The organism is Elusimicrobiota bacterium (genome assembly GCA_016788905.1).
Lineage (GTDB): Bacteria > Elusimicrobiota > Elusimicrobia > FEN-1173 > FEN-1173 > JADKHR01.
Map to the genome: position 1 here is coordinate 42,237 of JAEURZ010000004.1, position 22,240 is coordinate 64,476.

Here is a 22,240-nt window from a genome sequence, read left to right on the forward strand (position 1 = left end):
ACATCTGGTTCGAACTTGCGTAAAAATACAGGTGAACCCACAAAGTCAAAATTGGTAATAAAACCCCTTGGCATTTTCCTGTTTTGGGGTTATAGATTAGAGCGTTCATTGTGAGCCAACGTGGGCGATTCATTTCTTTGTTCTTACGTTGAGATTCTGTGAAAGGGGGTCCCATGCAATATGTGTTTTGGGCCGGGGTAGTGGTTCTCTTGGGATTCCTTTTTTGGCCGAGTCCGCCCCCCCCCACTCCACCTTTGTCCGTTCCTGTTCCCGCCTCGTCCCCCCACGTGGTCCTTCCTCCACCCAACGAGAGGATCAGGGTACCCCAGGTGACCTATTCCGTTCCTCCAACCGTGGAGCCTCTCAGCTCTTCCCCCCCGCGGGATCCAGAGGTGAATCTTCCGGGCCAGGTTTTTGAAAAATTAGTCACAGGCGTTGTTCCGGAACCTTTTTCTAGGGGGCCCACGTCCCCCCCTCTTTCTTCAAAACCATCCTTGGAAGCGCCTCACTTGCGGGGCGAGATTCCCGTCACACGAAGGCGGCGTTAATGGTCCAGTTACGATTACGACCTCGGGCCGGGGTGAGCTTAACAGAACTCATTATCGCCACGGTGGTGTTGTCGGTGGGGATTGTGGGCCTGATGGCCACGTTCCGATTCTTGTCTCTTAACACACAAAAATCTAAGGCCAAAACACTTGCCAACAACCTGGCGTTGGAACAAGTGGAAATCATGAAATCAAAGTCGTATTATTCCTTGCTTGTCACCACCTCCACTTTTAACGACACCCGATTTACCCCCGCCATTGGGTATGACAACGCGGCGTATCCCCCCGATGATATCGTGGCGGGAGGGATGTCGTTCACCCGGGCCACCCATATTGAGTATGTTTTTCAAGATGGATCGACCCTCACGGCGGTCCCCTGGACCAGCGACGACACCGGCCTTAAACGAGTGACGGTTTTTGTTTTGTGGAACGAGAGCGGCGAATGGAAATGTTTTCGTCACCAAAACCTATTGGGTCAGCTGTCCACTTCTGTCATGGACGGGCGCATTTCAGGAACGGTGACCCGACAAGGATCGGGCACGGCCATTGCCGGGGCGGTGGTCACCGCGGTGGAAAACAACAACTACACAGCAGTCACGGACAACGCCGGGGCCTATTCTTTTTCGGTGACTCCGGGAAGCTATACGGTGACCTGTTCCTCGCGTCCCTTTTTTATGGGGTTCACCCCGACTCCCGTATCGGTGGGTTCCGGCGCCACGGTGAATACGCCGTTCAACTTGCTCGCCATGGCGAGCTCAACGGTGACCACGGACCTCTATGTTCGCGACCATGTGGTGATTAGCCAAATCGTAGCGAGCACGGGCCCCGCGGCGGAGTGGGAATACTTCGAGTTATACAATCCGACACCAAACGCGATTCCCATGGGAGTGGGGGCACCGGGGGACGCCTTTTATTTAACCAACTGGTCTTCCTTTTTTTACTACTGGAAACAGGGGGGAGGATGGCGGTTTTCGCATATGACCTACCTCTCACCCCATATTCCTCCCCATGGTTTTTATTTAATTGCCAATGCCGCCACTGTTACAGTGGCCGGCGTCACACGCCAAGCGGACGCCCTTTACACCAATGGGTATTCCTGGGACGATGGAGTGGCCACCAATTTTCGTTCCCCCAGCCATATGTTCGAATTAAACAGCGCCGCGGGGATTTCTTTTTATCGAAAAGTGTCGGGGGTCTGGAGAACCGAGGATACGGTCGGATGGTGCAAAGGGGGAGTCACCCCGCCCCTGGGAGCGAGAGAGACCGCGTGCCGAACTTCGGCCTTGGGCCTTCAAGCGAATGAACAGTTTGTCCGGACAAGCGCCACAGGGACAGTCTTGACAGGATACGGACCCGCCTACGATTCCGAAGACAACAGTAAGGATTTTGAGAACATCATAGGGATCACAGTTCCTCCACGGAACACCAGCGACATCGTAGCCCCTTTGACAGGAACCCCGGCCATAGGCGCGTGGGTGGCCCTCTCGGACACCTTGTCGGAAGGAAAGGTTTGTGTGAACACGACCCTGCCCAGCGGTCATCTGGTGTGCCGCCATTCCGTCGCCGCGGCCACGGGAACCTGGACAGCCGTGGCCTTTATTCCGGGGATCTTTGGAACGAGCAATTACTTTACACTCGTGGATGATATTAATGTGGGGTTGTCCCCCGTCGTGTTTCCCAATGCCTCCACACTCCCCCCTTGGGTGGACTCCCCGTACAACCACACCATTTTGGAATCAACGACGTCCTACGCCTACGTGGCGGGAACCCTGTATGGGGTGGGGGGTCAACCGCTTTCGGGAATCCCTGTTGTGGGGTCCGGTGGAAACAGCTACACCACCGGGCCCAGCGGCCGATATTTCGTTTACGCCCAGGCGGGCGTGACGGATGTGACGGCGAACCCTGGGAACACCATTGGGACTTATTCAAGCGAATCGTTGAGCTTGGCCACGGTGGCAGGCGCCCTTTATGATCCCAGAAATTTTGTTTTGTCCCGGGCCGGGGGAGTGCAGGGATTTTTTCGCAACTCCTCCGGACAACCGTTGCCCGGGCGAGTGGCGGTCGCTCTCCAGGGATTCATAGAAAATGCCCAGGCGTCTTCCGACCACACGGGAACTTTTTTCTTAAAAAATCTTTCCACGGGGACCTACACCATCCAAACTGCCTTAGATCCCATGGAAACGGTGACCCCCTCTTCTGTCACGGTGACGGTGACCACCCCGGGGGTCTCTGTTTTTTCATCCACATTCACAGTGTCCAGCGGGCTGGCCACCATTCGAGGGCAAGCGCGGGTGGGAACGGTTCCCATCCCCACCGGCGTCGTGGTTTTGGCTACGACCGCCACCTTGGCGGGAGCCGCCACCGACCCTCCCCCTCTCCTAACGGGGACCAGCGGATGTTCCCCCTGCCTCTATGAGACCACGTCTGACCCAAATGGAAATTTCGACCTCACGGTGAGGAGTGGAGCCACCCCCTACAAGTTATACGGGTATTACACCACCTTTTCGGGAAGTTCGCCGTCCACCACCCGCCGAGGACCGTTTTCTGTTTCCGTGTCCACCGCCTCCGCTATGGCGACCCAGGACCTCGTCTGGTGAGAACGCGACGACACCCGGGTGGATATTCCTTGACCGAACTTTCCGTGGCCATGGTGATCCTGGTCCTCTTGATCCTGACCGTCACGCCCCTCATGGTTCATGTCACGCGTTTCTTTCGCCTGAACACAGCACGTCTCGAAATCCAGCGGGACGCTCGGAACGCTATGGAATCCATGAACCGTCTTATCCGCCAAGCCGTGGCCACCAGCGTGACCATCGACCAAGTGACCGGGCAACCCCCCCGGTCGCGGATTACGTTCACAGGCATTAATGGAACCACCTACCAAGTGTATCAACAAAATCGATCATTGTTTTTGTCGGATGGGTCACCCCATGAACTCTCTAAACACTTGCGGTTCATCGCTTTTTCTTACCCGCGAAGTGATAACCCGAACGTCCTTTCCATGGCTCTGACCATGGAGGCGGGCACCTATGAAGGACAAACAAAAATTCTAGAGTTTTCCATCGAAAAAGTGAGGGTCATGAACTAATGAAAAAACCAACGGGAAACGCCTTGGTCATGGTGGTGGTCATTTTGGCGGTGCTCATGATTCTGGTGCCTGGCTTTGTTCAGTTTATCACCAGCGACACCCGCCTGACGGTGAAGGCCAACAACAGCACGCGAGCTTTCCAGTTGGCGGAGTCGGCTTTGGAACGGGGTTTTCAAACCCTCACCATGTCGACGGCGACATTGGCGTTGGTGTCATCGGGCACCGCCGTGGCGGGTTACAATTTTGATGTCACTTACAGCGAACCCAACGTGGGGGAATATCAAATCCGATTGGCTTCCCAGACCGCCAGCACGATCCTGATCACGGGAGTGGGCCGCACCACAGCCGATGGCGCGGTTCGCGCGGTCCGAGCCGAGTATGCTCGATTGGGTGATTTGAATAATTCCATCACCGCGGAGGGCATCGTGGGGATGGGAGGGAGCACAGAAGTCGAATGGGGCTCAGTCCTTTCACGAACAGGAATTGCAACAAGCGGTCGAAATCATCCCCGATTTTATTCCGTGGGTTCCGTCACCCCCCAAGACGGAAACGGGTCGGCTCCCCCGAACACCGACAACGTTCAGTGGTGGTCGTATAAAACGGATCTTCCGCCCAATCCCACTTTAGACCTGCCCTATTACCAGGTCCAATCCCAGGCCGATGGCGCCACGATTTCGGCCTGTGGAAGCACGTTTTACAAAGTGGGAGATTCTTCTTTTAAAGGCTGTAAAAATGGGGGGTCTCCGCAGACAGGAACCTGGTTTGTTACGGGAAACGCGTCCTTTAAACCTGGATCGGGTGGCAATATTATGGAAGGAGTCTTAATCGCCTTGGGGTATGTGGAAATTCAAGGAAACGGCGGTTCGTCCCGTACCATGACAGTTCCCGTACCTCCCAAAGCGTGGAAAGAATATGGGAACGATTGGAATTATTACCGGTCTAATTTTGATGGTGCGGCCCCCGGCAGTTACGCGGCTGCCGTTGCGGCGGATTACACGGCCTCAACCACTAAAACCATCGACAATATATTGTTCAGCGGGTTGTTTTACGCGGGGGGTGGGTTACAGTTTACAGGGTCAGGAAATTCGTCTGTTTACGCGGCCGCCATTGTTCAGGGGGCTCCCGCCTTGGGGTCGAACCATACCTTCTATTTTAATCCAGACGCCGCGGTGGCGGCCAAAACCACCAACCGGTCCATTCAACGGATTTCCTGGCGGGACGTGGCGTGCACCTGGGAGACAGGAAGCAACGCCGCTTGCCCATAAGAACGTTTTTACGATCAGCGGTTGGGGCGGGGAGTTGGTTCGAGGGAAAAATCCAGCTGGCGCTTTTCGGTGTTGGCGGCGGCCAAACGGACCCGAATAGCTTGGCCGAACCGGTACGTCCGTCCGGTCCGGCGTCCATGAAGTTGGGCACGTAATTCATCGAAGAGATAGTAGTCGTCTTTCAGTTCGGTCATCGGGACCAAACCTTCCACAAAAACGGTGGTGGGTTGCACGAAAAGGCCGAAACTGGTTACACCCGTGATCACGGCATCGAACGTTTCCCCAACCCGGCAGGCCATGAGCTGGGCCCGTTTTAAATCCAAAAATTCCCGTTCCGCTTCCACCGCGATGCGTTCCCGGACCGAAGCGTCTGCGGCAAGTTCACCCAATTGGTTTCCCCATTCTTTTTGGCGGGCGGGGGTGAGAACCCCGTTGAGTTTTTCTTTAACAAGACGATGAACGATTAAGTCGGGATAACGTCGAATAGGGGACGTGAAATGGGTGTAGTTGGAAGAGGCCAGGCCGAAGTGGCCGGAATTTTTTGGGGAATAGACGGCCTGTTTTAAACTGCGTAAAATCATCATGTGGACCATGGGTTCCACGGGTTTGCCCCTCACCCCTGCCATCACTTTTTGCAGAGCGGCGGGTTTTCCGTCATGTAAGCCCGTGGGGACCGACACCCCCACCGCCCGGAGTGTTTTTTCCAACGCCTCCATTTTGGCGGGATCCGGTCGTTCGTGAATGCGGTAGAGGAAAGGAACGTCGGCCATGGCCTGGGCCACCGTTTCGTTCGCGAGAAGCATGAATTCTTCGATCAATTTGTGACTTTCTCCCCGTTCCCGCCGCCGGGCGTCCAAGGGCCAGCCCTGGTCGTCCACAACGATATAGGGTTCCGGAAAATCAAAGTCCAGGGACCCACGCCCGAACCGTCTTTCCCGCAACCGACGGGCCAGCGCCCCCATGCGGGTCACCGCGTTCTGAATGGAGGGGGACACATCGAGGGCGGTTTCCCCCTTTAAGAGCGACTCCACTTCTTCATAGGTAAACCGGCGAACACTACGAATGACGCTTTCAAAGAGTTCATGATGAGTGACTTCCCCATCGGCGTTCAAATCCATGAGGCAGGTCAGAGTCAGGCGGGGGACGTGGGGGCGAAGCGAACACAGGTTGTCTGAAAGGGGAAACGGTAACATGGGGACCACCGCCCCGGACAGGTAAACGCTGGTGCTGCGTTCTCGGGCCGCCTCGTCCAGAACCGACCCGTCCTGGACATAATGAGACACGTCAGCGATATGAACACCCAAACGCCATCCCCCTTGAGGTCGTTCTTCCAAAGAGACCGCGTCGTCAAAATCTTTTGCGTCCGATCCATCGATTGTAAACACAGGGAGATCAAAAAATGTTTTCCGGCCCTGCCACGCGGAGGAAGGGACATCGTCACCGAAAGACGTGGCGGCTTGTTCCACCTCAGAAGAGAACGATTCGGCGAGACTATGTTTGCGGAGCAAAAATTTCAAATCGGTTGACGGGTCGTTGCGTTTTCCCAATATCTCGGTGAGGACACCCGCCGGGGGTTCCGCCAACGTCGGCCAGCGCGTGACACGAAGGACGCAAAGATCCCCGTCTTTGGGCGCTAATCCTCCGTTGTCGATGATCAGGACAGGATCCCCAGGCCCTTCTGGGGCCAACGCGGGAAGCGGACCCGCGAGGAAAGCGCCCACCAAGGTTGTCCGAGCGTGGGTCACAATGGAAAGGATTTCCCCCTCCGGCCGATCCCCGTGCCGCAACGTTCGGGCCCGGACGCGGTCCCCGTTCATGGCCAACTTAAGCGTGGGGCCTGTGATAAAAAGGTCGGGTTTCCCAGGTGTTTCTGACAAAACGAAACCGAACCGACCTTTGTGTTGAAGTTTTCCTTCCACAGGAGGACTTTCCACACGCGGAGAATGACGCCCGGGAGCAGGTGGTCGTTGAATAGAGGTCTTTAAAGGGGGACGACTTTGGGCAGGTTTGGAGGCTTTGGGTTGGGGACGTGAAGCCCCTTTTCCCTGCCTATTTTTTCGATGGGATCCTCGGGTCATGGGTAAAGTCTAACATTTTACTGGGGTGGAGCCTCAGGCCCTTCGGAAAAAGCTTGCACGAGGGAGGCTTTCTCTTGGACGGATAGGGGAAGGGATTGGGCCGCTGCCCGGCCCGCGGGGGACATTTTATTCCAGGTCTTCCGAAGAATTTCTGTCATTTTCGATTCCGGAGTTTTGGTGCGCAACGCCGAGAACTGGGTTTCTAGAAAAACCAGACAGAGGGCGTCCTCCAAAACCTGGCCTTCCGGGTCCCCAGCCCGGAGCGCTTTTTTAGTGATCAGGGCGGTCACACGGTCCCGTTCTGCCAAGGAACACCCGGCCTGGATCATGACCTCACCCGTCCGACGAGCATGAAACGTTTTAAGATCTTCCCGCCACTGAAGATAACCGGCCCGTCCTTCCGGATATGAGGCGCGTGGGTTGATCCATCGCTCAAGATGTTGCCCCCGAGCGGCAATTTGAAGAAGCGCGTTGGCCTGGGGGTGAAGGCGAAGCACCCATCGGGTTAAGTGTTCGGCGTGGGCCACTTCCCACGGCTTCCCTTCCGGGGTCGCCCGCGGATCCGCGGCGTTGGCGGCGTCAATCGCGCTTAAAACACTTGATAAACAGGAAGAATTCATAAAAATCGGACGCCCCGAATTGTCACTCGGCCACGCCCGCCTTGATCATCCTTTTTTTTTGAAACAGCAAAATAAATCTGGCGCACCCGTTTCCAATCCAGGGTGGTATCCCCTCCCCAAAGGTAAGGTAAATCCGACAAAACCAAGTCCACAACGGTCCAGGCCGTGTTCCCTGATTGGCGCGGCCAGGACGTTCCGACATTGGTTCCATCGGAATCAACCACTTTGAATTCGAACGTGTTGGAGGCGCCTTCCCCCCTAAACAAAAATTGAACGCGGGAAAATGTGCGGAGGTCCGCCCGGAGACTTAACGAAGCTTGAACCCATTCTCCTTGAGCCAGGTCATAGTTCAGTTTCAGTTCTTTTTCTCCATTCAAATCGATCATTTTCGTGGAAAGCCGGGCGGGCCCGTCCACCTCCCTTTTAGGACTTCGCGCTTCTTGCAGGAGATTAAAGCTTTTGTTTTCCGGAATGACTTTAACCGTGGTCGGTCGTTTCGGTTTTGCAGGGGGTGGGGGAGCCACGGGTTTTTGACGGGCAGGTTTCCTTTCAACCGGTTTTTCCACCACGATCGGAGGAGGCGAGGTCCGGGCGATCGGATCTTTCAAAAGGGCAACAGGAGCCGCTCTCTCGAAGGGGACCTCGTTCGGTTGTTGCGGTCGGCGCAAGAACCACCCCGCCAGCGCGAAGGCCGTCATTCCAGATGAAAACATCACGAGGGTTAATAGAAACCATGCTAAATCCGTTTTTCGGCGAAAAGAAAGCAGGGATCGTTTGCGGCGCGGGCTCAGAATCTTATGGGCGGGACGTTCGTTGGGGATCATGAAACGGGGCCTCCAATGGCTTCCAATGAGTCGAAAGAATTTTCTACTTCATAGCGGTCCTGCGCCTCCAAGGAAATTCGGGCGTTGGTGATCGCCGCCCGAACCGCCGGGTGATGAGGACCATGGATCCGCTCTTGAGTTCGGACCAACTGCCCGAAGAGGCGATCCGCTTCTTCATAACAGGACCGGTCGAAATACAGGGCCGCCAAACCGAATTCCGCTTGAAGAAGGCCCGGAGCATCGGACCCCAGCGTTTTTTCAAATATTTCCCAGGCACGGAGAAACCCCACCTCAGCCTTTTCAATAGCGCGTCGTGCCGCGTCCGCTTCGGCCAATAGAACCAGGAGTTCCGCCACGTCCGGATGGTGGGCCCCCAAGGCCGTTTCCCGTAACGCTAAGGCTGGACGTAAAAGGCGAATCGCTCGGCGAGGATTTCCCTCAACCAAATAGAGCCTGCCTAAATGCTGGAGGACCCCCCCTCCCTCCCCCCGCAAGTACTCTTGAGCCCGTTGATACAGCGCCTCGGCTTTATCGTAGTGTTTTTGGTCCCTTTCAACATGGCCCAGGAGCGTCCACGCTTCAGCGAATCCGGGATGACGATCCCCCAAAACCCTTTGAAAATTTTCAATGGCCTTAAAAATCCAAACCCGTGCCCCCTCATGGTTTTGACGGTCTTTTTGGAGTTCCCCCCACGCCAGATAGACCCGCGCCAACGCCGGGCTTTTTTCTCCATGGACAATACGGGCGATGTTTTGAGCGCGAGCCAAATGGGTCTCAGCGTCTTCCCAACGTTCTTGGCGGGACGCCGCTCGAGAGAGATCAACCAAACAGTCCGCCACTTGAACACTGTTTTCCACCGAATCACGCTCAAATATTTTAAGGGCCAGACGGAGAACCGCCGCCCCTTGGGCATAGCGACCCATTTTTTCGTACAGATGAGACAAACGAACCAAGGGGCGAGCCAATGTTTGATGTTCGGGCCCAAAGATTTTTTCTTGGAACGAAAGCGCGTTCACCCACAAAGGTTCCGCTTCGTACAAGCGTCCCCGTTGAGTGTAATGGTCCGCCAGAGCGGTCAGGGCTTCTAACCGGCGATGGTTGAGCCGGCCCAACCGTTCCGCCGCGTTGACTGCGTTACGAAGATTATTTTCCTCGTCCGCAATGGAAGAGTTCAAGTCCACCTCGATTTAAGAACCACGGTTTTTTTCCAATGGAGATCATCCCTCAAAGTGAAATCAAGCGTGTGGTGGAGGCCTCGGGATTCCTGACGGGCCAATCCCGCACGGATCACCAGTTCCGCCACCAACGCGATGTTGCGGAGTTCCAGGAGGTCGGGGGTGACCAGAAAGTTCCAGTAATACTCTTGAATTTCTTTTTGGAGCAGAGTGATGCGGCTCCGCGCTCGTTCCAATCGTTTCGTGGTGCGAACGATCCCCACGTAGTTCCACATGAACCGGCGAATTTCCTCCCACACCTGGCGGATAATGACTTGCTCGTCCGGGTTCCGGGCACGGCCGGTGTTCCAGGTCGGAACGTCAGCGGGATAGAGAGGAAATTCTTGTTGGGCCATGCCGGCCCAGGTTTCGGCCACCGCGTGGGAAAAAACGAGTGCTTCCGGCAACGAATTGGACGCCAATCGGTTCGCCCCATGCAACCCGGTACAAGCCACTTCACCCACAGCCGAGAGCCGGTCCAGCGCGGTTCGGCCCCAGGCGTCCGTCATGACCCCGCCACAAAAATAGTGAGCCGCCGGGACCACCGGGATCGGCTGGGTGGTGATGTCAATCCCGAAGGAAAGGCATTTGGCGTAAATCTTGGGGAACCGGCGGTGGAGAAAGGATGGGCCCCGGTGGGTGATATCCAAGAAAACGCATTCGTCCCCTGTGCGTTTTAGCTCGGCGTCTATGGCCCGAGCCACAATATCCCGGGGGGCCAGTTCACCCCTCGGATCGTATGTCTTGGCGAACCTTTTTCCAGAACGGTTTTTGAGAATGGCGCCTTCCCCTCGGAGCGCTTCGCTGATTAAGAAATTTTTTGCCTTGGGATGAAAAAGACAGGTGGGGTGAAATTGAACGAATTCCATATTGCCCAATCGGGCCCCGGCCCGATAGGCCATGGCCATCCCGTCGCCCGTTGCAACGTCGGGGTTCGACGTGTAAAGATAGATTTTCCCAGCGCCGCCCGTGGCCAGGGCCGTGGCGCGAGCCAGAAAAGTCTGCACCTGGCCCTTTTCAATGTCCAAGACGTAAGCGCCCCCACAAACGTCTCGAGATCGGGCGGCGGGCTTCCCCAGACGTCGACGCGTTAGGAGGTCCACCGCGGCGTGGTGTTCATGAAGGGTGATGCGAGGGTTTTGGCGAACACGATCCACCAAGACTTGCTCGACCGCCTGACCGGTGTAATCGCCCACGTGCAAAATACGCCGTTGGGAATGGCCCCCCTCTAATCCCAATTCAAACGAGGAACGTCTGTTCTTCGTGACCCGTGAAGGAGAAAAACGCACTCCCCAATCCATCAAATCCTGGACGCGCGCGGGGGCTTCCGTGACCACTTTTCGAACGATGGATTCGTTGGAGAGACCCGCCCCCGTTTCGAGCGTATCCCGCACGTGGGCGTCAAGGGAGTCTTCCTTGGAGAAAACAGCGGCCAATCCTCCTTGAGCATAGCCCGTGGCGGATTCGAACAACTGCCGTTTGGTAACCAATCGGACCGATCCGTGTTCCGACGCCTTGAGCGCCAGGGACAACCCCCCAATTCCAGAACCGATAATCAGGAAATCGGAGGCTAGGGTTTTCGGCATTCGAGTCGGGATGGGACCCGTTCCACGTTTGTTATTTTTTTCCAAACCGTTAAGGCCCGGGCTGTTTCCTTTACGTCGTGAACACGCAGAACGTGAACCCCCTGAGCGGCGGCCCAAAGGTTTGCCGCCAGCGTACCTTCCCCCCGTTCGGAAGGAGGCCAAGGGCTCTCTTCCCCTCCGCCCAGTCGTCCGATAAACGATTTTCGCGAAACACCGACCACCAGGGGGCACTTTAAACTTAGAAAATACGGTAAATGGTTGAGGAGGCAAAGGTTGTGGTCCGTGGTTTTTCCAAACCCGAATCCCGGATCTAATAGAATGTTGTTCGTTCGGATGCCTTTCGTTTCCGCGTAGCCCAGGCGTTCGCGGAAAAAATTTAGGATGTCCTCAAGGAGGTTTTCATAAACGGGGTTGTCTTGCATTGTGCGCGGATTTCCTTGGCGATGCATCAGGATGACCGGAACGTTGTGGTCCCGAAGAACCGCAGGCATCCAAGGGTCTCCCAGCGCCGAGACATCGTTCACCAAGGAGGCCCCTTCTTCCAAAGCCTGTCGGGCCACTTCGGCTTTTGTCGTGTCAACGGAAAGGGGAAGAGAGGGGAGACGGGAGGCTAATGTTTGAATCACTGGAATCACACGCTTCAGTTCCACTTCGAGGGGAACGGGGTCAGACCCGGGCCGTGTGGATTCTCCGCCCACATCGATCAAAGACGCCCCCGCTTGGCCCATCGCTTCGGCTCGCGCCAAAGCCTCATCCAGCGTGTTGTATCGTCCCCCGTCCGCAAAGGAGTCCGGAGTGACGTTGAGAATCCCCATCAAAAGGGGAGGGTTTGACAGGTCCAGAGCTCCCGCGCGGGTCGAAAGGATCATGCGCCGCTCGAACGCCCCATCGCTAACCCGTTAGGCGGGATTCGGCGCGGGGGAAAAACCCGGCGCGGCCCCCCCCTCTTCCCCATTGGTCAGGTTCAAAGGAGGGGTGGTCGGTGGAGCCGGAGGACGACCATCGACGATGGCGTTGATCTCCTCGGCGTTCAGCACTTCTTTTTCCACAAGGGTTTTCGCCAACGTTTCCAAAACAGCGCGGTAATCGGTCAGAATGGTGGTCACCCGCTCCTGCGCCTCGGCCACCAACCGTTTCACCTCTTCGTCAATCATTTGGGCGGTTTGGTCGGAATAATTTTGCCCAGAACCGATCTCTCGACCCAGAAACAGTTCTTCGGATTTTTTACGGTAAGTGATCGGGCCCAGCCGTTCGGACATACCGTATTCGCACACCATTTTGTGGGCGATCTGTGTGGCCTTGGCCAAATCGTCCTGGGCTCCGGTGGTCACTTCGTTGAACGTCAACTGTTCGGCGATACGGCCCCCCAGCAAAATGCAAAGCCGATGGTTGATTTCCGATTTTGTCGTGAGGTAGCGATCCTCCGTCGGCAGTTGGAGAGTGTATCCCAACGCGGGCCCCCGGGGAATGATCGATACTTTGTGAACGGGATCCGTGGTCGGTAACTTTTTGGCCACCAACGTGTGCCCCGATTCGTGATAGGCGATGACCAATTTTTCTTTTTCGCTCATCATGCGGCTTTTCCGTTCGGGACCCGCGATGACGCGCTCAATGGCTTCTTCCAATTCGTTCATGTCCACGACTTTCTTGTTTCGCCGGGCCGCCAAAAGAGCCCCTTCATTCACAAGATTAGCCAGATCCGCGCCGGTGAACCCCGGGGTTCGTCGGGCAATGACCGAAAGGTCCACCCCCCCCGCCAACTTGATGTTTTTTGCGTGAACCGTCAACACTTGCTCACGACCTTTCAGGTCCGGCATGGGGACGGAAACCTGGCGATCGAACCGGCCGGGCCGGAGAAGGGCCGGATCCAACACATCGGGACGGTTGGTGGCGGCGATTAAAATCACCCCTTCTTTGGTATCAAACCCGTCCATCTCCACCAACAGCTGGTTCAGCGTTTGTTCCCGTTCATCGTGGCCACCGCCAATCCCGGCAAAACGTTGTCGCCCCACCGCATCGATTTCGTCAACGAAGAGAAGACACGGGGCATTTTTACGTCCTTGATCAAAGAGATCTCGGACGCGTGAAGCGCCCACGCCCACAAACATTTCAACGAAATCCGATCCTGAACTGGAGAAAAAGGGAACACCGGCCTCCCCGGCAACGGCCTTGGCCAGAAGGGTTTTCCCGGTTCCGGGCGAACCAAAGAGAAGAACCCCTTTGGGTATTTTACCCCCCAACTTTTGGAATTTTGCGGGCTCCTTTAAGAACTCGATAATCTCTTCGAGTTCTTCTTTCGCTTCATCACACCCGGCCACGTCCTTAAAAGTGACCTTCTGTTTCTTCGCGGACTGGAGTTTAGCTTTGGACCGCCCAAAAGCCATGGCCTGCTTGCCACCCCCTTGCATCTGACGGATGACCACGAACCACCAGAGGAAAAAGAAAACGCCAATCCAGAGGAGATTCATGAACATGGAATTGACCCAGCCCCGTTCGGGTTCCCCAGAAAACTGTGTGACTCCGGAAAGTTCAAGGTCTTCCACCAGTTTGGGGTCGTTGAGGGGGATCGTTCGGAACGGAACCGTTTTCCCGCCCGCGTCATTAATGTTCCCGCGAATCAGGTCTCCCCCCACCCGGACTTCGTCTACCCGTTTTTCCTTTAAAGCGATTTTGAACTGGGAGTAAGGAATTTCTTTTTCGGACACACGGGCCGTGCGAAGACTTTGAATAAAGAACAGCACCCCCGAGAAGATCAAGAGCCAGAGTATCACGTTGCGACCGTTACTTTTCATGTGTCCGCCTTTCCGGGGTCTGAGTGCCCGGTTCCTGATCATCCCGCGCGCGAGAAAATCAAATTGTGGTTCGTTCGCTGGGGGGTCATCGGTGAGGCCGATGAAAAAAGAGAAATCTCCCGACCTTACCGACGTGGCCTTCCGGAATGTCCAAAGGGCCGTGGGTGCGATCCGAGGCAAAGCGTCGGACACGTTCCACACTCTCAAATCGGGTGAGCCCGTAAAGGTGGCGGAGTCGCCGCCTTTGTTCGGCTACATGATACCGTAAAAAGGAGGTCCGTTCAAGACGAATCGGCCGGGTCTTCCGTCGTAAAGAAAAGCGGGTTCGCCAATACTCTTCTTCGTCCTGAAGGATGCGAGCTGTTTGGGCCATCCGTTGAAAAAATCCGGGGCGGAGGGAATTCCAGGATTGAAGAACCGGGCGAAGTCGATTTCGTAGAAAAATGGGTTTCGCGTTACTGGCGTCGTGGCGAGATGGAATGTTATTCGATGAAAGGTAATGGAGAACATCTTTTTTAGAAACGTTTAAAAAAGGACGAAGCAGGGTGGGCGGTTTGCCCAAGACGGGGATGGGCCAGGGGCTGGCCTCCCTCATTCCGGCCAACCCCCCAGGCCCCGCCCCGCGAATAAGATGCATGAATATCGTTTCCGTTTGGTCGTCCAGCGTGTGGGCTGTTGCGACCCCCGCGCAACGAAACCGCAAGGCCAGGCGGGCCAAAGCTTTGTAGCGGAGTTCCCGGGCCGCTTCCTCCAATCCGCGCCCGCGCCGAGCGGCCCAGTCGCGAACAGGAACGGAGAGAACACCGCAAGGGAGTTTTCTCCGGGCCGCTTCCTTTTGAACAAAAGTGGCGTCGCCCTGGGAGGCTCGGCCCCGGAGCCCATGGTTCACATGCCCCACGGCCAAATACCTATCGGTTTCTTTTCCCCAGCGGTCCGCCACATCCAGGAGCGCCATGGAATCCGGACCGCCGGAACAGGCGATAAGTATTCGGGAAAACGTGTTTTCACCGAACCCGGATATCCGGACACGGAATTCCGCCTCCACGTTCACGCTATTTGGACGTCATCACGAACACCCCGTCCCAATCGGTGGGCGGGGGCGTATGAAGAAACTGGTCGCATCTCTTCACGTAAAGACGGGCGGGGATATCTTCCGGAAGGAGGTCGCGGACCCGAAGGAATTCGGTTCGGGACTCCTGAAAACGCCGGTCCCGGTACAGGCGGAGCGCATCGGAAAAAATCGCGAAGGCCTCTCGCTGAAGAGGGATCAAATTGCCTTTCAATGCCACCAGTTCATAAACCCGCAAGGGTTTCTTTTTCCCCTCCACACGCATAAAATCCAATTCCCGCGCTTCGATCCCGTGATGGGCCGCCTGGTACGTTGATTCAGAGATAAGGATTTTGGTGCCGAACAATTTATTTGCTCCTTCCAGGCGCGACGCCACATTAACGGTATCCCCCATCACCGTGTAATTGGACCGGGTGTGTGAGCCCAGCTCTCCGTAGAGAACCGTCCCTGTGTGAAGGCCGATTCGGAATTCCAACGGAGGCCACCCTCGGGACGCAAACTGTTTATGGAGGGAAGGGAGAGCGGCCACCTGCTCGAGCGCCGCTCGACAGGTTTGCAAGGCATGGTCGGGTTGTTCGAGGGGAGCGTTTCCGTACCCCATGATACAGTCACCGATGTATTTATCAAAGGTGATGTCGTGTTTAATCAAAATGTCTGTCATTTGGGTAAAATAGACATTCAAGAGCGTCACAAGCTCTGACGGTTGAAACTGTTCGGACAACGTCGTGAATTTGGCGAGGTCAGAGAAAAACACTGTGACTTCCCGGTTCCCGGCCGCCAGTACCCCCTGATCTTGGATGAGGAGATCCACCAGTTTGGGGGACATATAGCGGGACCAGGTGTTTCGAATCTTTTCCCGTTCCCGATCCGCAATGAAAAGACGGTATACCAACGCGTTAAAATAGGTCGCTAAGAAACCCAGGATCGGGGCAGCGTAGGGCAACAAGATGTTGCGGTTAAACGCCAGTTGACACAAATAATAATACCCCACCAGAACCATCCCCACGGTAGCGCCCCCCACAAAAGTGGAGGAATGGGACATCAACAACCAGGACCCCACCGCAAAGAGGACTAAGATGAGCATCAACCAGGGACCGGAGGTGGCTTGGGTTTGAAAAAAGTTCCTTTTTAACAAATTGTTCAACGCGTTGGCGTGGATTTCAATTCCGTAAATAACAGGGGCCCCTGGAGCCGATTTGGCGTCAAAGAGCCCGGCGGCCGTGGCTCCGACAAGAACGATTTTCCCAGAAAAGAAATGGGGGTCGACCCGCCCTTTAAGAACATCCACGTAGGACGTGGTCGGGAAAGGGGATCGTGTGCTTTCGTCTTCCCGCCAATAGGTGTAGTTGAGATAAACTTCGTTCCAAAAGGATCCAGAATCCACTGGAGGGGTCGATTGCAGGAGAAGTTCTTCTGGTAATTTTCTTTCAGCGGCGGCCCAAGCCGCAAGACTTAAAGAGGGGATGAGCGTATCGCCCTGTCGGACCCACAGGGGCAAATGGCGCGTGGCCCCATCCTTTTCTGGGAAAATATTGACCATGCCTACCCCCACATGATTCCGTTGCAATTCGGGGACAGGCAAAAGCGGATCGGTGGGACGACCTTCCGGAGTTCGGTTAAAGAGAATAGCGAACGCGATGCGGCCGCTTCGCTCGGCCGCATCTCCCAAAACCGCATCGTCTTGAGGGTGGTCTGGATCCCGATCCGTGAACAGGAGATCGAAAGCAACGGAACGGGCCCCCGCCTTCGTCAACACATGAATGAGTTGGGCGTGGTGCTTTCGCGGCCAAGGGAAAAGTCCCAGTTCGCGGATTGATTTTTCATCGATGGTAACGATGGAGACGCGAGGGTCCGGGAGGACAACCCCCCGAACCCAATAACGCAAATCCACAAATGCGTTTTCGAGATTAGCGAAAATAGGCGTGGTGTGGAGGACATAAACCCCCAGAGCCCCAAGGATATTGATGAAGAGGAGACCGGCGACTCCCCGATTTTTTTTAGGAAGTGGGGGCACGAAACCAAGCAATGGTGCGGCGAAGACCCTCCTCCAGAGAAACGGTGGGATTCCATTTCAAGGCCCGACGCGCCAAGGAAATATCCGGCTGACGAATTTTAGGGTCATCCACGGGTAAGGGTTTGTGAACGATCCGGCTGGAACTACGAGTCAATTTTTTTACCATTCGCGCGACGTCTTCAATCGAATATTCTTGGGGATTTCCAATGTTCATGGGGCCCACTTGAGATGAAAAAAGAAGCCGCAGCAGCCCTTCCACCTCATCGGTCACGTAGCAGAGCGACCTTGTCTGCCGTCCGTCACCAAAGACCAACAAAGGACTTTTAGCCAGGGCGGCGGAAATGAATTCAGGCACCGCGCGGCCATCCTTTTTTCGCATGCGGGGACCGTAGGTATTGAAAATGCGGGCCAGGCGGACCCGGACCCCATGGGTCCGGTGGTAGGCCATGGAAATGGCCTCGGCAAACCGCTTGGCTTCGTCGTAGACGCCCCGGGGACCCACGGGATTCACATGCCCCCAATAGTCTTCTTTCTGGGGATGAACCTGGGGATCACCGTAAACTTCTGAGGTTGAGGCCAGGAGGAAACGGGCTTTTTTGTCTTTGGCCAACCCCAACATTTTGTGAGTCCCAAGAGCGCCAACCTTCAGGGTTTGGATGGGAAACTCCAGGTAATCACGGGGGGACGCCGGGCTGGCAAAGTGGAGGACCCCGTCCAGGGGGCCGGGAAGATAGAGGTCTTGGGAAACATCGTGTTTGATGAAACGAAATCGATCGTGCCCGGCCAAATGGGCAATGTTGGCCGGCCTCCCCGTTAGAAAATTATCCACACAGAGGACCCGGTGACCCCGCGTCAGGAGCGCGTCACAAAGGTGCGACCCCAAAAATCCCGCCCCACCCGTCACGAGATACGTGCCTGTTTTCATGGGAGGAGAAGGGTCAACCGGTCCACTCCCGCGAACACCACCCAACACATCCCCACACTCGCCAGGCCAAGGGCCGCCCGAATGGGCCCGGTGGACTTCTCCCACAATTTCGTGGCGGTGACTGAAGCGGTGTAAGCGGAAACCGCAAACGGCAGGAAACCCAAATAGCCGACCACAGGCATTTCAAAGATTTTCCATCGATCCAACCCGGGAACAGAGTAGACCCAATGGGCCCCCGCAAAGGCGTTCCAAAATTCCCACAAGAGACCGCAGAAAAACCCTGCGGTCAGAAGAAGGGAAAAACGGCGAAGGGTTCCGGAGCGCCAGTCGGACAAGAGGGATTGCCCCCCTAAAAGCTCGTTAAGGGGTTCGAGCAAAAGGAGCGGAGCGGCCCATATGAGGGGGAAAAAGAGTTTAGGCCACAGAAGGGGCAGCACGAGACAAACCGTTCCAATGAGCCCCAACACCCAGCGCCCCGACCGCATCAGAGGGGACACAGAAACCGAACGCAAAAATCCGGTGTCGAGAAGATCGGCGGTTTCCAAAAGCGCTGGAACCACGGTGGCGTAGGAAATAAAATACCCCAACCAACGAACCGCTGTTTGCGTGGGGAGCCCCACATAGTGCCAATTTTGAAGGCGAAAATTTAAGAGCTCAAAGGCGGACCAAAACACCACCGACCACAAAGAAAGAAAAAGAAAGCGGCCGGGGTAGCTGATCAGGAGAGACTCCCCTCTTTGACGGTAAACCCACCCATCCACGATCAAGATGTAACTCCACCAGGCGAACGCATAAAACCATCGGTCAAAGGGTTCCCGATCCAGTCGGGCCAGGGCAAAGGAGGTCAGCAAAATGCCAAAACCAACCAGCATTAAAGCCCGCGCCAACTGGATCTGTGGATAGGGACGTTTCAAAGGTTTTTCCATGTGAGGTTCCTTTAGATTAAAAAGAGAGTTTAGCGGATTTGAACGTTGGGGACAAAGGCTTCCTTGTGAGTTGTCTTGTCCACCTGTCGAAAAAGGGTTCGGCGATCTGATGAAGGCCAGGAATTCGATGGGAAAGATCCTTTCGGATGTGTTGGCCCGTTCCCGGACCGACCGATTTTAAATCGTTCTTCGCTCCGGGAACAGCCAACCATTCCCGGATCATGGGGGCGTCCACTTCCAGGTGATACTGAAGTCCATACACGTGACGAGCGAAACGGAAGGCCTGGTTGGCACACAAAGACGAAGAAGCGAGACGGTGAGCTTTTGGGGGCAGATCAAACGTGTCTCCGTGCCAATGGAAAACCCACGGCGATGGCGGGCTCCCGCGGAGGAGGGGATCCCGCTTTCCTTCAGAAGTCAGGTGGATCCGATACCAACCGATTTCCTTCTTTTTTTGTGGATACACCTTTGCCCCAAGAGCGTGGGCAACCAATTGGGCCCCCAGGCAAATCCCTAAAACAGGTTTCCTCGCTTCAATAGCTTTACGAATGTAAGCCACTTCTCGTTTCAAAAAGGGATAACGATTCGATTCGTAGACCCCCATGGGGCCTCCCATCACAAGAAGTCCCGGAAGAGAAGAAAGGGGTGGAAAGGACGGATTTCCTTGTGCGGTATCAATGCAGCGGTAGGGAACTTCTGCCTTTTCCAATGACGTCGCTATCGTCCCCACTCCTTCGTGGGGCACATGGCGAAAAACAATGAGGGGAAATAACGGGTTATTGCGCCGCGTCAAACGCTGGTCCCTTCTCCCATCCGATGGCCCCGACCTTCCCGAGAAAGTAAGGGCCCCCCAGGACGGGCGCCCGGAAGGGGGTCGGTTAATTCTTTGGGGAGGGAAAAATGGGTGTCCTCGTTGCGGACCAAGACTTCTTCCACCACGCCGCCCCGAACTTGAAGAAATGAGATCACCCCCTGAACCAAGTGTTCGGGCGCGGAAGCCCCGGCCGTGACCCCAACACTATTCACCCGCGAAATCCAGGAGGGATCGATTTCACTGGCCCCGTCAATGAGATGGGCGTCGCACCCCGACTGCCGGGCCACGTCCACCAGCCGTTGACTGTTGGAACTGTTTTTCGACCCCACCACCAGAAGCAATTTAATACCGCGACCCAAAAGGTCTTTTACAGCATCTTGCCTGTTTTGGGTGGCGTAACAGATATCGTCTTTGGGCGGGGTTCGGGCCTTGGGAAAACGCCCTTTAATGGCGAGGATCACCCCACGGGTTTCATCCAAACTGAGCGTGGTTTGGGTTAAAATCATGATCCGGTCTGCCGGAGAAAACATCAAACGGCTGACGTCTTCCACCGATTCAACCAGTTGGATTTTTCCGGGAGCCTCCCCCAATGTGCCGTCCACTTCATCGTGGGAACGGTGGCCGATGAGAACCAATTGAAACCCTTCCCGCAAAAATCGGTGGACTTCCAGATGGACCTTGGTGACAAGGGGACACGTGGCATCAATCACGCGCAGTCCCCGTTCTTCCGCCCGTTCGCGCACCTCGGGAGACACCCCATGGGCGGAGAAAACCACCAAACTGCCTTCCGGCGCCTCATCCAAATGGTCAATAAAAATGACACCCCGGGTCTTAAAATCTTCCACCACGGCTCGGTTGTGAACTATTTCTTTGCGGACATAAACGGGCGCGGAAAAGCGTTCCAAAGCGATATTGACAATATCAACGGCACGCACAACCCCGGCACAAAAGCCACGGGGACGAGCCAGAAAAACTTTCACCGCGGCGTTCGGTTGACCAGACCAAAAAACCGGTCTTGGAATTCATCAAACAATTGGGTGCGGTTCAATAGGTCGGCCAGGGGTTTAATGAGCGCCGGATCGGCTTCAGCACGACGGAAAAATACCTCCACCTCCTGGCGTCGCCGTTCCTCGGAGGATTCAGGGTTAAAGAGGCCGCGCTCATCCAATTCGCGCATGTTAACGGAAAAACTTTGGGAGGTTTCTTCCAAAATAAATTTCATGAGGGAGAAACTCCACCCGCTTTCGGGTCCCACGATGACGGCCGCTCGGGCCACGTCCCGGGCGTCTAGGTCACGACGGATGGTCTTGGCCAATTCCCGCGCGTCGGTCCGGTGCGGTTCGGTGGCCGCCAGTTCGTTGCGGAAACTGTATTCCAGACCTCGGAAACTATCGGAAAAATTATCTTTAAAAAACCGTTCAAACGAGGAGGCATCGTCCCCAAAACCCTGGAACCGTTGGGAAAACATATCGGGGGTTAAAATTTGAGGTCGTTCAGCGATCACTTTACCCGTACGAAGGTTGGCAAGGGCGGGACGCGCAGAGACGGAGGAGATCAATTGATACTGAATCTCCGTCCGACCAAAGGTGGCCAGCCGGTGACGGGGAAACCGAAGCACCGTTGTTTGGCGCAGGGTTTCCCACAGATGATTGTAAGGACGACGGGGTGGAGCCATGGGGACCTCCCTGCCTTCAAGACTCCCCGAAGGGAAAGATGAGGGTGGAATGAAAATGAATTATTTTTTTGGTTCTTTTTTTGCCACGGGTTTTGCAACAGAATCCCCCGGTTTTCCATTGGGGGGAGGAACAACTTTCTCTTCGTCCTCAGGTTCAACCAGCTCGTTAAAATCAATAAAATCGTCCCCTTCCCCATAAAAAGACGCTTCGTCACCGGAGAGGGTCACGGGAGGCGCCTTCATGGAAGTATAGATGAACACAAAGAGACCGATAAACACAAGAGTTCCCAACACAAAAGCCACCATTTTTTCCAACCGGTTCATGATTTTCTCTTGCCCCCATCCTCGACGATATGAGTTGACCGTTCCACGCGATTATTTTAGCATACTTTCTATGTTTCGCGTTGTGCGCCAAATCCATTTTTGTTACGGACACCGGTTGATGGAGTACACCGGCAAATGCCGTCATCCCCATGGGCATAACGGCCGGGTGGAAGTTGAAATGACCGCCAAGAAACTGGATCGGCGTGGCATGGTGATGGATTTTGGTGAAATCAAAACCCATCTGCAGGCCTGGATCGATGACAACCTGGATCACCGGATGATTTTACGAAAGGACGATCGTTTGGTAAAAATTTTCAAGGAATTGGGCGAACCGTATTATCTCCTTTCCGATAACCCCACCGCGGAAAATATTGCCCGTGAAATCTTTCGGGCCGGCCGATCGAATGGCCTTCCCATCACGCGCGTGTCCCTCTGGGAGACCGAAAACAGTTTCGCCACGTATCAGCCCTAGAATTTCACG

At 55.4% G+C, this 22,240-nt stretch carries 19 protein-coding genes; 4 read left to right on the forward strand and 15 right to left on the reverse strand.

The window, feature by feature from the left end; all coding sequences use genetic code 11:
- The first annotated feature begins 547 nt into the window (after positions 1-547).
- The 3 genes from JNK54_02640 to JNK54_02650 are packed head-to-tail and all read left to right on the forward strand — an operon-like array spanning position 548 to position 4,898.
- Positions 548-3,142 carry a carboxypeptidase regulatory-like domain-containing protein gene (locus tag JNK54_02640; protein MBL8023167.1) on the forward strand — a complete coding sequence of 865 codons (2,595 nt, stop codon included), beginning with the start codon at positions 548-550 and terminating at the stop codon, positions 3,140-3,142.
- Positions 3,143-3,171: 29 nt separating this feature from the next.
- Positions 3,172-3,633, forward strand: coding sequence for a hypothetical protein (locus tag JNK54_02645; GenBank protein MBL8023168.1), 462 nt, complete (start codon positions 3,172-3,174; stop codon positions 3,631-3,633).
- Positions 3,633-4,898, forward strand: a complete 1,266-nt coding sequence (locus JNK54_02650) for a hypothetical protein (GenBank protein ID MBL8023169.1) — start codon at positions 3,633-3,635, stop codon at positions 4,896-4,898. Before JNK54_02645 ends, JNK54_02650 begins: the two co-directional genes overlap by 1 nt.
- Before the next feature lie 14 nt (positions 4,899-4,912).
- Here the strand turns inward: JNK54_02650 and rnr are convergent, their stop codons facing one another.
- The 15 genes from rnr to JNK54_02725 form a co-directional block, all read right to left on the reverse strand.
- Complete coding sequence (rnr, locus tag JNK54_02655; protein MBL8023170.1) at positions 4,913-6,832, reverse strand: ribonuclease R; 1,920 nt, start codon at positions 6,830-6,832, stop codon at positions 4,913-4,915.
- Between the two features lie 161 nt (positions 6,833-6,993).
- Positions 6,994-7,596 (reverse strand): DUF4202 domain-containing protein, encoded by a 603-nt coding sequence (locus tag JNK54_02660; GenBank protein ID MBL8023171.1) that lies wholly within the window; start codon positions 7,594-7,596, stop codon positions 6,994-6,996.
- The gene (locus JNK54_02665) at positions 7,593-8,420 is read right to left on the reverse strand and encodes a hypothetical protein (protein ID MBL8023172.1); all 828 of its coding nucleotides are present in this window, start codon (positions 8,418-8,420) and stop codon (positions 7,593-7,595) included. The genes JNK54_02660 and JNK54_02665 overlap by 4 nt, the downstream gene beginning before the upstream one ends.
- Positions 8,417-9,595, reverse strand: coding sequence for a tetratricopeptide repeat protein (locus tag JNK54_02670; protein ID MBL8023173.1), 1,179 nt, complete (start codon positions 9,593-9,595; stop codon positions 8,417-8,419). The genes JNK54_02665 and JNK54_02670 overlap by 4 nt, the downstream gene beginning before the upstream one ends.
- Positions 9,592-11,220 (reverse strand): L-aspartate oxidase, encoded by a 1,629-nt coding sequence (gene nadB / locus JNK54_02675; GenBank protein MBL8023174.1) that lies wholly within the window; start codon positions 11,218-11,220, stop codon positions 9,592-9,594. The genes JNK54_02670 and nadB overlap by 4 nt, the downstream gene beginning before the upstream one ends.
- Positions 11,205-12,089 (reverse strand): dihydropteroate synthase, encoded by an 885-nt coding sequence (gene folP, locus JNK54_02680; GenBank protein ID MBL8023175.1) that lies wholly within the window; start codon positions 12,087-12,089, stop codon positions 11,205-11,207. The genes nadB and folP overlap by 16 nt, the downstream gene beginning before the upstream one ends.
- 30 nt (positions 12,090-12,119) lie before the next feature.
- On the reverse strand, positions 12,120-14,012 hold the full coding sequence (ftsH, locus tag JNK54_02685; protein ID MBL8023176.1) for an ATP-dependent zinc metalloprotease FtsH: 1,893 nt from the start codon (positions 14,010-14,012) through the stop codon (positions 12,120-12,122).
- Between the two features lie 85 nt (positions 14,013-14,097).
- Positions 14,098-15,063 carry a tRNA lysidine(34) synthetase TilS gene (gene tilS / locus JNK54_02690; protein MBL8023177.1) on the reverse strand — a complete coding sequence of 322 codons (966 nt, stop codon included), beginning with the start codon at positions 15,061-15,063 and terminating at the stop codon, positions 14,098-14,100.
- Between the two features lies 1 nt (position 15,064).
- Entirely contained in the window at positions 15,065-17,095 is a 2,031-nt protein-coding gene (locus JNK54_02695; GenBank protein ID MBL8023178.1) for an adenylate/guanylate cyclase domain-containing protein, read from the reverse strand.
- Complete coding sequence (locus JNK54_02700) at positions 17,079-18,020, reverse strand: SDR family oxidoreductase (protein MBL8023179.1); 942 nt, start codon at positions 18,018-18,020, stop codon at positions 17,079-17,081. The genes JNK54_02695 and JNK54_02700 overlap by 17 nt, the downstream gene beginning before the upstream one ends.
- Entirely contained in the window at positions 18,017-18,946 is a 930-nt protein-coding gene (locus JNK54_02705) for a hypothetical protein (protein ID MBL8023180.1), read from the reverse strand. Before JNK54_02705 ends, JNK54_02700 begins: the two co-directional genes overlap by 4 nt.
- 16 nt (positions 18,947-18,962) lie before the next feature.
- Complete coding sequence (locus tag JNK54_02710; protein MBL8023181.1) at positions 18,963-19,739, reverse strand: gamma-glutamyl-gamma-aminobutyrate hydrolase family protein; 777 nt, start codon at positions 19,737-19,739, stop codon at positions 18,963-18,965.
- Entirely contained in the window at positions 19,736-20,782 is a 1,047-nt protein-coding gene (gene ispH, locus JNK54_02715; GenBank protein MBL8023182.1) for a 4-hydroxy-3-methylbut-2-enyl diphosphate reductase, read from the reverse strand. The genes JNK54_02710 and ispH overlap by 4 nt, the downstream gene beginning before the upstream one ends.
- Entirely contained in the window at positions 20,737-21,435 is a 699-nt protein-coding gene (locus JNK54_02720; GenBank protein ID MBL8023183.1) for a hypothetical protein, read from the reverse strand. Before JNK54_02720 ends, ispH begins: the two co-directional genes overlap by 46 nt.
- Before the next feature lie 60 nt (positions 21,436-21,495).
- Positions 21,496-21,759 (reverse strand): hypothetical protein, encoded by a 264-nt coding sequence (locus tag JNK54_02725; GenBank protein ID MBL8023184.1) that lies wholly within the window; start codon positions 21,757-21,759, stop codon positions 21,496-21,498.
- 70 nt (positions 21,760-21,829) lie between these two features.
- On the opposite strand from JNK54_02725, the gene JNK54_02730 reads away from it, so the two are divergent.
- Positions 21,830-22,231, forward strand: a complete 402-nt coding sequence (locus JNK54_02730) for a 6-carboxytetrahydropterin synthase (GenBank protein ID MBL8023185.1) — start codon at positions 21,830-21,832, stop codon at positions 22,229-22,231.
- Positions 22,232-22,240 lie beyond the last annotated feature (9 nt).